The organism is Streptomyces sp. NPDC053750 (assembly GCF_044544295.1).
In the GTDB taxonomy this organism is placed as follows: domain Bacteria; phylum Actinomycetota; class Actinomycetes; order Streptomycetales; family Streptomycetaceae; genus Streptomyces.
The window spans coordinates 51,883-65,836 of the sequence record NZ_JBITXB010000013.1; the positions used below are offsets into that span (position 1 = coordinate 51,883).

The 13,954-nt window shown below is 71.9% G+C and carries 12 protein-coding genes; 3 read left to right on the forward strand and 9 right to left on the reverse strand.

What is annotated here, in order from left to right:
• Positions 1-69: 69 nt before the first annotated feature.
• Both nusA and rimP read right to left on the reverse strand, forming a co-directional pair.
• On the reverse strand, positions 70-1,068 hold the full coding sequence (gene nusA / locus ACIGO6_RS30465; protein ID WP_399881974.1) for a transcription termination factor NusA: 999 nt from the start codon (positions 1,066-1,068) through the stop codon (positions 70-72).
• 2 nt (positions 1,069-1,070) lie between these two features.
• Positions 1,071-1,625 (reverse strand): ribosome maturation factor RimP, encoded by a 555-nt coding sequence (gene rimP / locus ACIGO6_RS30470; protein ID WP_399881976.1) that lies wholly within the window; start codon positions 1,623-1,625, stop codon positions 1,071-1,073.
• A 273-nt stretch (positions 1,626-1,898) separates the two neighbouring features.
• Between rimP and ACIGO6_RS30475 the strand changes: the two genes are divergently transcribed.
• Genes ACIGO6_RS30475 through ACIGO6_RS30485 form a run of 3 tightly spaced genes read left to right on the forward strand, consistent with a single transcriptional unit; the run spans position 1,899 to position 3,937 of the window.
• Positions 1,899-2,444, forward strand: coding sequence for a hypothetical protein (locus ACIGO6_RS30475; protein ID WP_399881978.1), 546 nt, complete (start codon positions 1,899-1,901; stop codon positions 2,442-2,444).
• Positions 2,441-2,989 (forward strand): ferritin-like domain-containing protein, encoded by a 549-nt coding sequence (locus ACIGO6_RS30480; RefSeq protein ID WP_399881980.1) that lies wholly within the window; start codon positions 2,441-2,443, stop codon positions 2,987-2,989. Before ACIGO6_RS30475 ends, ACIGO6_RS30480 begins: the two co-directional genes overlap by 4 nt.
• A 39-nt stretch (positions 2,990-3,028) precedes the next feature.
• Positions 3,029-3,937 carry an aminoglycoside phosphotransferase family protein gene (locus tag ACIGO6_RS30485; RefSeq protein WP_399881982.1) on the forward strand — a complete coding sequence of 303 codons (909 nt, stop codon included), beginning with the start codon at positions 3,029-3,031 and terminating at the stop codon, positions 3,935-3,937.
• A 325-nt stretch (positions 3,938-4,262) separates the two neighbouring features.
• Here ACIGO6_RS30485 and ACIGO6_RS30490 read toward each other — a convergent pair whose 3' ends face one another.
• The 7 genes from ACIGO6_RS30490 to ACIGO6_RS30520 form a co-directional block, all read right to left on the reverse strand.
• Entirely contained in the window at positions 4,263-5,966 is a 1,704-nt protein-coding gene (locus ACIGO6_RS30490) for a proline--tRNA ligase (protein WP_399881984.1), read from the reverse strand.
• An 83-nt stretch (positions 5,967-6,049) separates the two neighbouring features.
• A complete protein-coding gene (locus ACIGO6_RS30495) occupies positions 6,050-6,580 on the reverse strand; it encodes a GNAT family N-acetyltransferase (RefSeq protein WP_399881986.1) in 531 nt (176 codons plus the stop codon).
• Positions 6,581-6,628: 48 nt separating this feature from the next.
• Entirely contained in the window at positions 6,629-7,477 is an 849-nt protein-coding gene (locus tag ACIGO6_RS30500) for a GNAT family N-acetyltransferase (RefSeq protein ID WP_399881988.1), read from the reverse strand.
• Between the two features lie 146 nt (positions 7,478-7,623).
• Positions 7,624-8,781 carry a flavodoxin-dependent (E)-4-hydroxy-3-methylbut-2-enyl-diphosphate synthase gene (gene ispG, locus ACIGO6_RS30505; RefSeq protein WP_399881990.1) on the reverse strand — a complete coding sequence of 386 codons (1,158 nt, stop codon included), beginning with the start codon at positions 8,779-8,781 and terminating at the stop codon, positions 7,624-7,626.
• 218 nt (positions 8,782-8,999) lie between these two features.
• Positions 9,000-10,292: a M50 family metallopeptidase gene (locus tag ACIGO6_RS30510; protein ID WP_399882203.1), complete on the reverse strand. Its 1,293-nt coding sequence runs from the start codon at positions 10,290-10,292 to the stop codon at positions 9,000-9,002.
• 8 nt (positions 10,293-10,300) lie between these two features.
• Positions 10,301-11,557 carry a 1-deoxy-D-xylulose-5-phosphate reductoisomerase gene (dxr, locus tag ACIGO6_RS30515; RefSeq protein ID WP_399881992.1) on the reverse strand — a complete coding sequence of 419 codons (1,257 nt, stop codon included), beginning with the start codon at positions 11,555-11,557 and terminating at the stop codon, positions 10,301-10,303.
• 241 nt (positions 11,558-11,798) lie between these two features.
• Positions 11,799-13,745 (reverse strand): acyl-CoA dehydrogenase family protein, encoded by a 1,947-nt coding sequence (locus ACIGO6_RS30520; protein ID WP_399881994.1) that lies wholly within the window; start codon positions 13,743-13,745, stop codon positions 11,799-11,801.
• Positions 13,746-13,954 lie beyond the last annotated feature (209 nt).

Genomic DNA, 13,954 nt, shown 5'->3' on the forward strand with positions numbered 1-13,954 from the left:
AAAGCTGTCGTGATCTCAGCGCCGTGCGGCCTGGATCTATTCCCGTGCCGGGTCGCGTCCCGGACCGCCCTATTCGGACGGCCGCTCGGACGGCTGCTCCGTGTCCGGCCGGATGTCGATCCGCCAGCCGGTCAGCCGGGCGGCGAGCCGGGCGTTCTGGCCTTCCTTGCCGATCGCCAGCGACAGCTGGTAGTCGGGCACGATCACCCGCGCGGAGCGGGCCGCCAGGTCCACGATCTCCACCTTGGAGACGCGGGCCGGGGAGAGCGCGTTCGCCACCATCTCGGCCGGGTCGTCCGACCAGTCGACGATGTCGATCTTCTCGCCGTTCAGCTCGCCCATGACATTGCGCACCCGGCCGCCCATCGGGCCGATGCAGGCGCCCTTGGCGTTCAGGCCCGAGCGGGTGGAGCGCACGGCGATCTTCGTGCGGTGGCCGGCCTCGCGGGCGATCGCGGAGATCTCCACGGACCCGTCGGCGATCTCCGGCACCTCCAGGGCGAAGAGCTTCTTCACCAGGTTGGGGTGCGTGCGGGAGAGCGTCACGGACGGGCCGCGCACGCCCTTGGCCACGCGGACGACGTACGAACGCAGGCGCATGCCGTGCGGGTAGGTCTCGCCCGGCACCTGCTCCTGCACCGGCAGGATGGCCTCGAGCTTGCCGATGTCGACCAGCACGTTCTTCGGGTCGCGGCCCTGCTGGACCACACCGGTGACGATGTCGCCCTCGCGGCCGGCGTACTCACCGAGCGTCGCGTCGTCCTCGGCGTCGCGCAGCCGCTGCAGGATGACCTGCTTGGCGGTGGTGGCGGCGATACGGCCGAAGTCGGACGGGGTGTCGTCGAACTCGCGGGGCGCCTGGCCCTCTTCGAGGTCGTCGGGGTCCTCCTTCGCCCACACGGTCACATGTCCGGTGTCCCGCTTGAGCTCCACGCGCGCGTGCCGGCGGCTTCCCTCGGTGCGGTGGTAGGCGATGAGGAGGGCCGACTCGATCGCTTCGACCAGCAGGTCGAAGGAGATCTCCTTCTCCCGCACCAAGCCCCGCAGGGCGCTCATGTCGATGTCCACGGCTACGCCTCCTCCTCTTCCGTTGTGTTCTCGCTGTGCTTGGTGTGCTTGGTGTTTTTGGGGGGCTTGTCGCCGCTGTCGTCCTTGCGGTTGAACTCGACCTGGACGCGTGCCTTGTCGATGTCGCCGAAGGCGAGTCTGCGGGCGGTGGGCTTGCGGCCCTTGACCCCTGGTACTTCCAGGTCGAGTCCGTCCTCGTCCACGCCGAGGATGCGGGCGACCAACTCGCCGCCCTCGTGCAGCTGGAACCGCACCAGGCGGTCCGTGGCGCGCACGTAGTGGCGGTGCTCGGTGAGGGCGCGCTCCGCGCCCGGGGTGCCGACCTCGAGGGTGTACTCCCCCTCGCCCATCGCGTCGCTCTCGTCGAGCTTCGCCGAGAGCGCGCGGCTCACATCGGCGATCCGGTCCAGGTCCGCGCCGGTGTCGGAGTCGACGACGACGCGCAGCACACGCTTGCGGCCGACCGAGTCCACCGCGATCTCTTCGAGGTCCAGGCCCTGGGAGGCGACGAGCGGCTCCAGCAGCTCTCGCAGCCTCTCGCTGTGGGTGGTGCTCATCCGGGTGACTCCTCGGCCGCGTGTGCTGTTGTGGGATGGGTCGCGTGTCTGGTCAAAGGGTATCCGGTCCCGGAGGGTGTTGCCGTCCACCCGGGGCCGAGCGGTGCCGAGGGGTGGTGCCGATGAGTGGTGGCCGGGCGGGGCCCGGGTACCGTGATCACGGCAGGCCTCACCGCGGCTTTCCGCCGCGTCGCCCGTCGCTTTGCCGTCGCTTCCGTTTGTCGTCGCTTCCGTTGTCGTCGCTTCCGTACGAGCCTGTCGAGGACGTCTGCCGTGTCGTTTCCCGCATCGCCGCGCCTGCCCTCGGGGCCGCGCAGAAGGAGCCTGCTCGCGTCGGCCGCCGGGGCCGCGCTGCTCGTCGGCTGTTCCGGCGGCTCGAACTCCGGCGACTCGGGCGGCAGTCCGTCGGTCGCCGACCGGGCACGCGCGCGTGCGGCCCGGGACAGCGAGGGGCTGGCCGGACGGTACGCGGCGGTGATCGCCGCCCATCCCGGGCTGGCGGAGCGGCTGCGGCCGCTGCACGAGGAAGTCGTACGCCATGCGGAGGCCTTCGGCGCCGTACGGGCGGCCTCGCCGACGGCGTCGCCCTCGGTCTCCGCCTCCGCCTCCGCGCGGGCCGCCGGACCCGGGGACGGTTCCGGGGCCGTACCGGCGACCGAGAAGGACGCCCTGGCCCTGCTCGTCGCCGCCGAGCGGGAGCTGGCCGACCGGCGGGCCGGGGAGCTGCTGACGGTGCCGGGCGAGCTGGCGCGGCTGCTGGCCTCGGTGGCGGCGGCCGGGGCGGCGCACGTGTATCTGCTGACGGAGGGTGACGGGTGAGCGAGGCGGAGGACCGGGAGTTGGACGCCCTCCAGGCGGCACTGGCCGCGGAGCACGCGGCGGTGTACGGCTACGGCGTCGTCGGCGGGCGCATCGGCGAGGAACGGCGCGCCGAGGCGCGGACGGCGTACGACGCGCACCGGGCCCGGCGGGATGCGTTGGCGCGCGAGGTGCGCGACCGGGGCGGCGAGCCCGTCGCCGCGGCGGCCGGCTACGCGCTGCCCTTCGCGGTGCCGGACTCGGTGGCCGCGGTGCGGCTGGCGGCCGAGCTGGAGGACCGGGTGGCCGGGGTCTACTCCGACCTGGTGCGGGCTGCCGGGGGTGACCGGCGGGCCACTGCCGCCGGGGCGCTGCGGGAGGCGGCGGTCCGGGCGGTGCGCTGGCGGGGCGGGAGCGTAGCCTTCCCTGGGCTTGCCGAGCGGGGCGGCGGGGCGGGCGCGCCTGATGCGACGGATACGCCGGGTGCGGCGGATACGCCGGGTGCGGCGGATACGCCGGATACTGCGTCGGGCTCGGCTTCTGGTTCGGCGGCACCTACCGCGTAACACGTACGGCTGCCCGTACGGGAAGGGAACGGCTCGCGCATGGCTTTCGAACCGCCGCGGCGTCTGGTCAGGGCGCTCGGTGAGACGGCACCGGACGGTGACGACTGGTTGGAGAAGCTGCCCGGAGCGGCCGAGCGGGCCGTGGCGCTGCGCGAGTTGACCGTGGAGCGGGTGCAGGTGCCCGGTGGGCGCAGCAGTCTGGTGGTCCTGGTGCGGACGGCCGACGGGACGCCCGCGGTGCTGAAGCTGGCGCCGCGCCGGGCGCGTCCGGAGAGCGAGCGGGCCGCGCTCGCCCACTGGGGCGGGCTGGGCGCCGTGCAGCTGCTCGGCGACGATGCCGCGGAGGTCATGGAGGGTGTGCTGCTGCTGGAGCGGCTGCATCCGGACGTGTCGGTGCGGTCGCTGCCGGAGTCGAAGGCGTTGCTGGAGGCCGCGGGCACGCTGCGGCGGCTGTGGGTCGAGCCGCCCGCCGGGCACCCGTTCGAGACCGTGGCGGAACGGACCGGGCGGCAGGCCGAGGCGATGCGGGCGGGCGCGGTGGCCGAGCCCGAGGTGGCGCCGCTGGTCGACGCGGCGCTCGCGGCTCGTGAGGAGTTGGTGGGTGCGCCGCCCGAACAGCGGCTTCTGCACGGTACGTTCCGGCAGAGCAAGGTGCTCGCCGGGGACCGGATGCCGTGGCTGGCAGTGGGTCCCGATCCGGTGGTCGGCGAGAGCGCCTTCGACCTCGCACGGCTGGTGCGGGACCGGGTGGAGGACCTCATCGCCCAGCCGTCGGGCGCCTCGACGACCCGGCGCCGGGTCAAGAGGCTCGCGGAGTCGCTGGAGGTCGACCAGGAGCGGCTGCGGGGGTGGACGCTGTTCCGTGCGGTGGAGTCGGGCGTGCGGGCGCGGCGGGTGGGCCGGGAGAAGGACGCGGAGCTGCTGCTGGAGTTCGCGAGCTGGCTGTGAGGCGGTGCCTGCGGCGGGCGGTGCGGGTGCGGTGGGGGTGCGCGTTGCGCGGTCGGTTCGGTTGTGGGTCGGGGCCGCGCCGGGGGGTGTCCGTCCTCGGAACGGCGCGGAATCGGTCGGGCACAGAAGTGGCCTCCGTTGACGCGCCAACCGCTGCGGGCGGACACCCCCCGACACGGCCCCTTCTCGCCGTACGCGGCTCTCCGTTCGCGTTGCTACGGGCAGTCGTGCCGCGTAGCTGCGGGCAGTCGTGCCGCTGGGGGGGCATGGGTGGGCGCAGCGGCACCCGGCCAGTGCCGGGTCGCGGCGCCCACCCCCCGGTCGGTCAGCTGGTGAGGCGGGTGATGGCCTCTTCCACCGTTACTTCCTCGCGCTCGCCCGTGCGGCGGTCCTTCAGTTCGACCACGCCTTCGGCGGAGCGGCGGCCGGCGACCAGGATCTGGGGTACGCCGATCAGCTCCGCGTCGGTGAACTTGACGCCCGGGGAGACGCCCGCCCGGTCGTCCACCAGGACGCGGACGCCGGCGGCCGCCAGCTTGTCGGAGACCTCCAGGGCCAGCTCGGTCTGCAGGGCCTTGCCGGCGGCGACGACGTGGACGTCGGCCGGGGCGACCTCCTTGGACCAGACGAGGCCCTTCTCGTCGGCGTGCTGCTCGGCGAGGGCGGCCACCGCGCGGGAGACGCCGATGCCGTAGGAGCCCATGGTGACGCGGGCCGGCTTGCCGTTCTGGCCGAGGACGTCGAGCTTGAGGGCGTCGGCGTACTTGCGGCCCAGCTGGAAGATGTGGCCGATCTCGATCGCGCGGTCCAGCTTGAGGCCGGTGCCGCAGTTCGGGCAGGGGTCGCCCTCGCGGACCACGACGACGTCGACGTACTCGTCCACCTCGAAGTCACGGCCTGCGACGACGTTCTTCGCGTGGGTGTGCTCCTTGTTGGCACCCGTGATCCAGGCCGTGCCCGGCGCCACCCGGGGGTCGGCGATGTACTTCACCTTCTCGCCCAGGCCCTGCGGGCCCACGTAGCCGCGGACCAGGTCGGGGCGGCCGACGAAGTCCTCGGCGGTGACCAGTTCGACGGCCGCGGGGGCGAAGTGGGCCTCGACCTTGTCCAGGTCGACCTCGCGGTCCCCGGGGACTCCCACGGCGACGATCTCGCCGTCCACCTTGACGAGGAGGTTCTTCAGGGTGGCGGACGCCTCTACGCCGAGGGACGCGGCCAGGGTCTCGATGGTGGGGGTGTCGGGCGTGGGGATGTCCTCGGCCGCGGGGGTGTTCGTGGCGTCCGTGGGGCTGAGGGCGTAGGTGATCGCCTCCGTGTTGGCGGCGAAGTCGCAGTTCGGGCAGTCGGCGAAGGTGTCCTCGCCGGCCTCGGCGGGGGCCAGGAACTCCTCCGACTTCGAGCCGCCCATCGCGCCGGCGGTGGCCGCGCAGATGCGGTAGTCGAGGCCCAGGCGCTCGAAGATGCGCTGGTAGGCGGCGCGGTGCAGGGCGTAGGACTCGGCGAGGCCCTCGTCGGCGACGTCGAAGGAGTAGGAGTCCTTCATGAGGAACTCGCGGCCGCGCAGGATGCCGGCCCGGGGGCGGGCCTCGTCGCGGTACTTGTTCTGGATCTGGTAGAGGATGACCGGCAGGTCCTTGTAGGACGATGCCTGGTCCTTGACCAGGAGGGTGAAGATCTCCTCGTGGGTGGGGCCCAGGAGGTAGTCGCCGCCCTTGCGGTCCTGGAGGCGGAAGAGCTCGGGGCCGTACTCGTCCCAACGGCCGGTGGCCTCGTACGGCTCGCGCGGCAGCAGGGCGGGGAGCTGGACCTCCTGGGCGCCGATGGCGTCCATCTCCTCGCGGACGATGCGCTCGATGTTGCCGAGGACCTTCTTGCCGAGCGGCAGCCAGCTCCACAGGCCGGCGGCGGTGCGGCGCACGTAGCCGGCGCGGACCAGCAGCTTGTGGCTGAGGACCTCGGCGTCCGCCGGGTCGTCGCGCAGCGTCTTCGCCATCAACTTCGACATGCGCTGGACCGGTGCGTTGGCCATGGTTCTCGTGTCTCCTGCTGCGTAAGGGTGGTGCTAGGAGGTTAGCCGGGTGGTCCGGTGCGGTGGAAATCGGTTGTGCCCGGCTAGTGCCTGCGCAGGGGCAGCGGGGCGCCCATCACCGCGTACGGCTTGGGGGCGCTGGGGAAGAGGACCCGGCGGGCGAGGTCCCGGTAGCCGAGGGAGCGGTAGAGGCCGCGGGCGGGGCTCTCGGTGTCGATCGCGGAGAGGATCGAGCGGGGTTCCGTGGCGCTGTCGGTGATCGTGGTGATCAGGGCGCGGCCCGCTCCCCGGTTCTGGTGGGCCGGGTGGACGTGGAGCTCGGTGATGACGAAGGAGTCGTCGAGCCAGGCGGCGTTGCCCTGGGCGCGGAGGTAGGGCTCCACGACGGTGGACCACCAGTGGGTGCGGTCGTTGGGCATGCCGTAGACGAAGCCGACGAGTTCGCCGCCGACGGTGGCGCCGAGGGCCCGGGCGCCCGGGTGGGTCATGTGGCGCAGGACGATCTGGCGGCGGACGGCCACCTCGTCGGGGCCGAGTCCGAACGCGGCGGCTTGGACGGCCAGGGCCTCGTCCACATGGGCGGGGAGGTCCAGTGGGCCGATCACGAGGTCCATGTGGGGGAGCCTACAGGGGGGTTCCCGTGGTGTGCCGGGCCGGACGTTTCAGAACAGCACGCTCATGAAGGCGCCGACCTCCTGGAAGCCCACCCTCAGGTACGTCCGTCGGGCCGCCGTGTTGAAGTCGTTCACATAGAGGCTCGTCACGGGGGCGATGTCGGCCAGGGCGTAGCGCAGGACGGCCGCCATTCCGGGTGCCGCGAGGCCCCTGCCCCGGTACTCGGGGGCCACCCAGACGCCCTGGATCTGGCAGGCGCGGTCGGTGGCGGCGCCGATCTCGGCCTTGAAGACGACCTTGCCGTCGGCGTCGAAGCGGGCGAAGGAGCGGCCGGAACCGACGAGTTCGGCGACCCGGGCCTGGTAGAGCAGGCCGCCGTCACCGGCCAGCGGGGAGATGCCGACCTCCTCGGTGAACATCGCCACGCAGGCCGGCATGATCTGCTCCATCTCGTCCTTGCGGACGCGACGGACGTAGGGGTCCGGGGCCATGCCGGTGGGCATGCGGTCGGTGACCATGAGGGGCTGCCTGGTGCGGACCTCGCGGGCCGGGCCCCAGCCCGGTTCGAGGAGCCGCCAGAGCTGGGCGGTGGATTCCGCGGGCCCGACTATCGAGGAGCAGCGGCGGCCGGCCCGGCGGGCGCGGTCGGCGAAGGCGCGGACGGCGCGCGGGGTGGCGCAGATGGGGACGAGATTGGCCCCCGCGTAGCACAGGGACGTCAGCATGCCGTGCTCGTACCAGCCCCACATCTCGCCGCCGAGCCGCCACGGGTCGAGGCCGGCGATCTGCACCCTGGCCGTGACGAAGGCATTGGCGACCGGCTCGCGGTCGAGGACGGCGAGCGCGGCGTCCAGGTCGCTCGGTTCGAGCACGCGGGAGGTGGTCTGCGTCAACACGTGCGGGGGCCTCACCCTGAGTTCTGCTGATCTCCGCACTGTACCTGCGGAAGCTGAGCGGCGTCGCCCCGCGTTGTGGTCTCGAACGCCGGACGGGCTGGGTCCGGGCCCGCGTCAGGGAGCGCCCGGACCCACCCCCCGGGTTCTCAGCCCGCCACCGCCACTGACGGCTCGCCGGAGGCCACGCCGTCCTTCTCCATCTGCTCGGCGATCTTCATGGCCTCCTCGATGAGGGTCTCCACGATCTTGGACTCCGGGACGGTCTTGATGACCTCGCCCTTGACGAAGATCTGGCCCTTGCCGTTGCCGGAGGCGACGCCGAGGTCGGCCTCGCGGGCCTCACCGGGGCCGTTGACGACGCAGCCCATGACGGCCACGCGGAGGGGAACCTCCATGCCCTCCAGGCCGGCGGTGACCTCCTCCGCCAGCTTGTACACGTCGACCTGGGCCCGGCCGCAGGACGGGCAGGAGACGATCTCCAGGCCGCGCTGGCGCAGGTTCAGCGACTCCAGGATCTGGATGCCGACCTTGATCTCCTCGACCGGCGGGGCCGACAGGGAGACGCGGATGGTGTCGCCGATGCCCTGGGAGAGCAGGGCGCCGAAGGCGACGGCCGACTTGATGGTGCCCTGGAAGGCGGGGCCGGCCTCGGTGACGCCGAGGTGGAGGGGGTAGTCGCACTGGGCGGCGAGCTGGCGGTAGGCCTCGACCATGACGACCGGGTCGTTGTGCTTGACCGAGATCTTGATGTCCCGGAAGTCGTGCTCCTCGAAGAGGGACGCCTCCCACAGGGCGGACTCGGCGAGGGCCTCGGGAGTCGCCTTGCCGTACTTCTGGAGCAGGCGCCGGTCCAGCGAGCCGGCGTTCACGCCGATGCGGATCGGGGTGCCGTGGTCCTTCGCCGCCTTGGCGATCTCCTTGACCTTGTCGTCGAACTGCTTGATGTTGCCGGGGTTGACGCGGACCGCGGCACAACCCGCCTCGATCGCGGCGAAGACGTACTTGGGCTGGAAGTGGATGTCGGCGATCACCGGGATCTGCGACTTCTTCGCGATCACCGGGAGGGCGTCGGCGTCGTCCTGGGTGGGGCAGGCCACGCGGACGATCTGGCAGCCGGACGCCGTCAGCTCGGCGATCTGCTGGAGCGTGGCGCCGATGTCGGACGTACGGGTCGTGGTCATGGACTGCACCGACACGGGCGCGTCACCACCGACCGCGACCGACCCGACCTGGATCTGCCGGCTCTTCCGGCGTACGGCGAGCGTGGTCGGAACGGACGGCATGCCGAGAGAAATCGCAGTCATCTGCTGTGCAACCCCAAGTCGTGGATCAAGGTCCGGCCCCGTTCAGCGGCGGGCTCCGGCCTTCGAGATTACGGCACGGACATGAACGCCCGGCACACCGCATACGGGAGATGCACGCTTTGGCGTCCATCTGCCGGGCGAGACGCGTGAAGCCCGGCCCGGGGGGACATGATCCCCGGATCGGGCTTCACGCCGGACGGCCTCGGACGCCGGTGCCGTCAGCTGATCCGGACCGGATTGACGACGTCCGCCACCAGCACGAGCAGCGTGAAGCAGACGAAGATGCCCGCCACCACGTAGGCCACCGGCATCAGCTTCGCCACGTCGAACGGGCCCGGGTCCGGGCGGCGCAGCACCTTGGCCGCGTTGCGGCGCAGCGACTCCCACAGCGCGCCCGCGATGTGGCCGCCGTCGAGCGGCAGCAGCGGGAGCATGTTGAAGAGGAACAGGGAGAGGTTGAAGCCGGCGACCAGCATGATGAACATGGCCAGCTGCTGGGTGGGCGGTATGTCCAGTGTGGCGATCTCGCCGCCGACCCGGGCGGCGCCGACGACGCCCATCGGGGAGTCTGCCTCGCGCGGTCCGTCGCCGAAGGCCGCGTCCCACAGGGCGGGGATCTTGCCGGGCAGGGCGGCGAGGGAGTCGACGGCGTCGCCGATCCGGTCGCCCATCCAGGTCACGGACTGGCCGAAGTCCTGCTTCACCACGCCGGTGGCGGCGCTGAAGCCGAGGAAGCCGGCCGTGACGTACTCGCCCTCGACGATCTGTCCGTGGGAGTCCTTCTTCGCGACCTTGTTGGTGGCGATGGTCGCCTGGAGGGTCACCTCCTGGCCGTCGCGCTCGACGACGACCGGCACCTGCTCGCCGGGGTTGGCGCGGATCATGTTGGACAGCTTGTCCCAGTCGTCGGTCCGCACGCCGTCGAAGGAGACGATCTTGTCGCCCGCCTTGAGGCCGGCCGCCGCGGCCGGGGAGGCCGGGTCGGACTTGGTGCACTCGTCGCGGTTCTCGCTCTGCGAGATGACGCACTGGGAGACCGAGCTGACGGTGGTGGTCTGCTGCGAGATGCCGAAGCCCATCAGGACGGTGAGGAACAGGACCACCGCGAGGATGAGGTTCATGAACGGGCCCGCGAACATCACGATGACCCGTTTCCACGGCTTGCGCGTGTAGAACAGGCGCTTCTCGTCACCCGGCTGCAGTTCCTCGAAGGCCGCCGAGCGGGCGTCCTCGATCATGCCGCGCCAGGGCGAGGTGGAGCGGGCCTCCAGCCGGCCGTCGGCGCCGGGCGGGAACATGCCGATCATGCGGATGTAGCCGCCGAACGGGATGGCCTTGACCCCGTACTCGGTCTCGCCCCTCTTCCGCGAGAAGATCGTCGGCCCGAAACCGACCATGTACTGCGGCACGCGGATGCCGAAGAGCTTGGCCGTGGAGAGGTGGCCCAGCTCGTGCCAGGCGATGGAGAACAGCAGGCCGACCGCGAAGAGGACTATGCCGAGGATGAACATCAGGGTCGTCATGCACGGGCCTCCGCCGTCTGTGCCGCCAGTTCCCGGGCCCGGGTGCGCGCCCAGGCCTCCGCTTCGAGGACGTCCGCGACGGTGAGCGAGGTTCCCGTACGGGGGGTGCCGTGTTCCTCGACCACCCGCGTGACGGTCTCCATGATCCCGAGATACGGCAGCGCGCCTGAGCGGAACGCCTCGACGCACTCCTCGTTGGCGGCATTGAACACCGCCGGGGCCGTGCCCGCGAGTTCCCCGACGTGCCGGGCCAGGTTGACCGAGGGGAAGGCCTCGTTGTCGAGCGGGAAGAACTCCCAGGTCGAGGCCTTGCTCCAGTCGAAGGCGGGTGCGGCGTCGGGGACGCGCTCGGGCCAGCCGAGGCCCACGGCGATGGGCCCGCCCATGTCGGGGGGCGTGGCGTGGGCGAGCGTCGATCCGTCCGTGTACTCAACCATCGAGTGGACATACGACTGCGGGTGCACGACCACCTCAATGCGGTCGAAGGGAATGTCGTAGAGCAGGTGGGCCTCGATCACCTCCAGGCCCTTGTTGACGAGGGTCGCGGAATTGATCGTGATCACCGGGCCCATGGCCCACGTGGGGTGGGCCAGGGCGTCCTCGACGGTGACGTCGGCCAGCTGCTCCTTGGTCCGGCCGCGGAACGGGCCGCCCGAGGCGGTGACGACCAGCTTGCGCACGTCGGCGCGGGTGCCGGCGGCGAGCGCCTGGAAGAGGGCGGCGTGCTCGGAGTCGACCGGGATGATCTGTCCGGGCTTGGCGAGGGCCTTCACCAGCGGACCGCCGACGATGAGCGACTCCTTGTTGGCGAGCGCGAGGGTGCGGCCCGCCTCCAGGGCGGCCAGGGTCGGGGCGAGGCCGATGGAGCCGGTGATGCCGTTGAGGACCGTGTGGCAGTCGGAGGCGGCGACCTGGGTGGCCGCGTCCGGTCCGGCGAGGATCTCGGGGAGCGGCTCGCCCGCGCCGTACTGTGCGGCGAGCGCCTCCCGCAGCGCCGGTACGACGTCCTCACGGGCGACGGCGACAGTCCGCGCCCTCAGCCGGTACGCCTGCTCGGCGAGGAGGGCGACCCGGCCGCCGTTGGCGGACAGGGCGGTGACCCGGAAGCGGTCCGGGTTGCGCAGCACGAGGTCGATGGCCTGGGTCCCGATCGACCCGGTGGACCCGAGGATCACCACGTCCTTGGGGCCGTCGCCCGCCACGGGGTCGTAGACGAGGTGCGGGTCGGCGAGGGGGGCTGGACTGTCGCTCATCCCCCCATTGTGGCCGCAAGCGCCCTGCGGGAGGACAGCGCGTCCCTCGCACGGGTGTCAGGGGGCCCGGAGCCGGGGGCGGACGGGGCCGCGGGTGGGCGGAGCCTTGGGGTGGGCAGAGCCGGGGGGCGGGCGGAGCCGGGGTGGGTGGGGGCGGGGTGTGGGTTGCCGGGAGCGGCTGCCGGGGGCCGTCCGGCGCCGGCGCGCGGGCCGAGGGGCGGGCGCGCCGGGGTCGGTGGGGTCACCTGATGGGGCGGTGGACGTTCTGCCGCTGGGAGGGGCCCGGGGTCGCGTCCGCGATCCAGGGGCCGTCGCCGGACGGGTCGACGACACCCTGTTCCAGCCACTCGTACGCGCCGCCCAGCACACCCTTGACGACCTTGCGGTCGACGTCGTCGGTGTTGCTCCACAGGCGGCCGAAGAGTTCCTCGACGCGGAGGCGGGCCTGGCGGCAGAAGGCGTCGGCGAGCTGGTAGGCCTCGCGGCCGTGGTCGCCCTCGGCGCGCAGGTGCTCGGCGCGGACGCAGGCGGCGCTCATCGCGAACAGCTCCGCGCCGATGTCCACGACCCGGCCGAGGAAGCCCTGCTTGGTCTCCATGCGGCCCTGCCAGCGGGACATGGCGTAGAAGGTGGAGCGGGCGAGCTTGCGGGCACTGCGCTCGACGTAACGCAGGTGGCCGGACAGGTCGGGGTGGCCGGACGGGTGGAAGTCCCCGTACGAACGCGGGAGTTGGCCCGAGCCTGCAACGAGTTTCGGCAGCCACTTGGCGTAGAAGACGCCCGCCTGGGCGCCCGCCTTCGCCTTGTCGGACAGGCTCTTGTCGGGGTCGATCAGGTCACCCGCGACCGAGAGGTGGGCGTCGACGGCCTCGCGCGCGATCAGCAGGTGCATGATCTCGGTGGAGCCCTCGAAGATCCGGTTGATGCGCAGGTCGCGCAGGATCTGCTCGGCCGGCACCGCGCGCTCGCCGCGGGCCGCGAGGGAGGCGGCGGTCTCGAAGCCCCGGCCGCCGCGGATCTGGACCAGCTCGTCGGCCATCAGGCAGGCCATCTCGGAGCCGTAGAGCTTGGCGAGGGCGGCCTCGATGCGGATGTCGTTGCGGTCCTCGTCGGCCATCTGGGAGGAGAGGTCGAGGACGGCCTCCAGCGCGAAGGTGGTCGCCGCGATGAAGGAGATCTTGGAGCCGACGGCCTCGTGCAGCGCGACCGGCTTGCCCCACTGCTCGCGCGCCGCCGACCACTCGCGGGCGATCTTCAGGCACCACTTGCCGGCGCCGACGCACATGGCGGGGAGGGAGAGGCGGCCCGTGTTGAGGGTGGTGAGGGCGATCTTGAGGCCGGCACCCTCGGGGCCGATGCGGTGGGCGGCCGGGACGCGCACCCGGTGGAAACGGGTGACGCCGTTCTCCAGGCCGCGCAGGCCCATGAAGGCGTTGCGGTTCTCGACCGTGATGCCCTCGGAGGCGGCCTCCACGACGAAGGCGGTGATGCCGCCCTTGTGGCCCTCCGACTTCGGCACCCGGGCCATGACGACGAGCAGGTCGGCGACGACTCCGTTGGTCGTCCACAGCTTCACGCCGTCGAGGACGTAGTCGTCCCCGTCGGGGACGGCGGCGGTCGCCAGGCGGGCCGGATCCGAGCCGACGTCCGGCTCGGTCAGCAGGAACGCCGAGATGTCGGTGCGGGCGCAGCGCGGCAGGAAGGTGTCCTTCTGCTCCTGGGTGCCGAACATCTTCAGCGGCTGCGGCACACCGATCGACTGGTGCGCGGAGAGCAGCGCGCCGATCGAGGGATTCGCGGATCCGACCAGGGCGAGGGCCTTGTTGTAGTAGACCTGGGTGAGACCGAGGCCGCCGTACTTGGTGTCGATCTTCATGCCGAAGGCGCCCAGCTCCTTCAGCCCGGTGATCACCTCGTCGGGGATCCGTGCGTCGCGCTCGATCACGGACCCGTCGATCTTCGTCTCGCAGAAGTCGCGCAGCTTGGCGAGGAACTCCTCGCCGCGCTGGACGTCCTCGTCGGCGGGGAGCGGGTGGGGGTGGATGAGGTCGAGGCGGAGGCGGCCGAGGAACAGCTCCTTGGCGAAGCTGGGCTTGCGCCAGTCCTGTTCGCGGGCCGCCTCCGCGACCTGGCGGGCCTCACGTTCGGTGACGGTGGGTCGGGAGGGTGGGGTGGTTGGTGCGGACATGAGGCTCACCTCGCCGCGAATAGGGGTTCGGGGACTCCCGGAAAGATCGACATGTGCGAACTTGCGGGCGTACGTTACCTGTCGGTGCTACCCGATCGTATTTACCCGATTCGTCGCGACCCCACCACCCTTCGTGCGGCCGTTCGGCGGAGCGGGACGGTGGCGGGAGACCTCAAGACTCGTCGACGACTCAAAAGCTGTCGAAGCGC

Bases quoted from the DNA above. Each gene is read 5' to 3' on its own strand.
- ACIGO6_RS30485 (WP_399881982.1), top strand. From the start codon at position 3,029: ATGGCTTTCGAACCGCCGCGGCGTCTGGTCAGGGCGCTCGGTGAGACG.
- ACIGO6_RS30495 (WP_399881986.1), bottom strand. From the start codon at position 6,580: ATGGACCTCGTGATCGGCCCACTGGACCTCCCCGCCCATGTGGACGAG.
- rimP (WP_399881976.1), bottom strand. From the start codon at position 1,625: ATGAGCACCACCCACAGCGAGAGGCTGCGAGAGCTGCTGGAGCCGCTC.
- ACIGO6_RS30490 (WP_399881984.1), bottom strand. From the start codon at position 5,966: ATGGCCAACGCACCGGTCCAGCGCATGTCGAAGTTGATGGCGAAGACG.
- ispG (WP_399881990.1), bottom strand. From the start codon at position 8,781: ATGACTGCGATTTCTCTCGGCATGCCGTCCGTTCCGACCACGCTCGCC.
- ACIGO6_RS30520 (WP_399881994.1), bottom strand. From the start codon at position 13,745: ATGTCCGCACCAACCACCCCACCCTCCCGACCCACCGTCACCGAACGT.
- ACIGO6_RS30510 (WP_399882203.1), bottom strand. From the start codon at position 10,292: ATGTTCATCCTCGGCATAGTCCTCTTCGCGGTCGGCCTGCTGTTCTCC.
- dxr (WP_399881992.1), bottom strand. From the start codon at position 11,557: ATGAGCGACAGTCCAGCCCCCCTCGCCGACCCGCACCTCGTCTACGAC.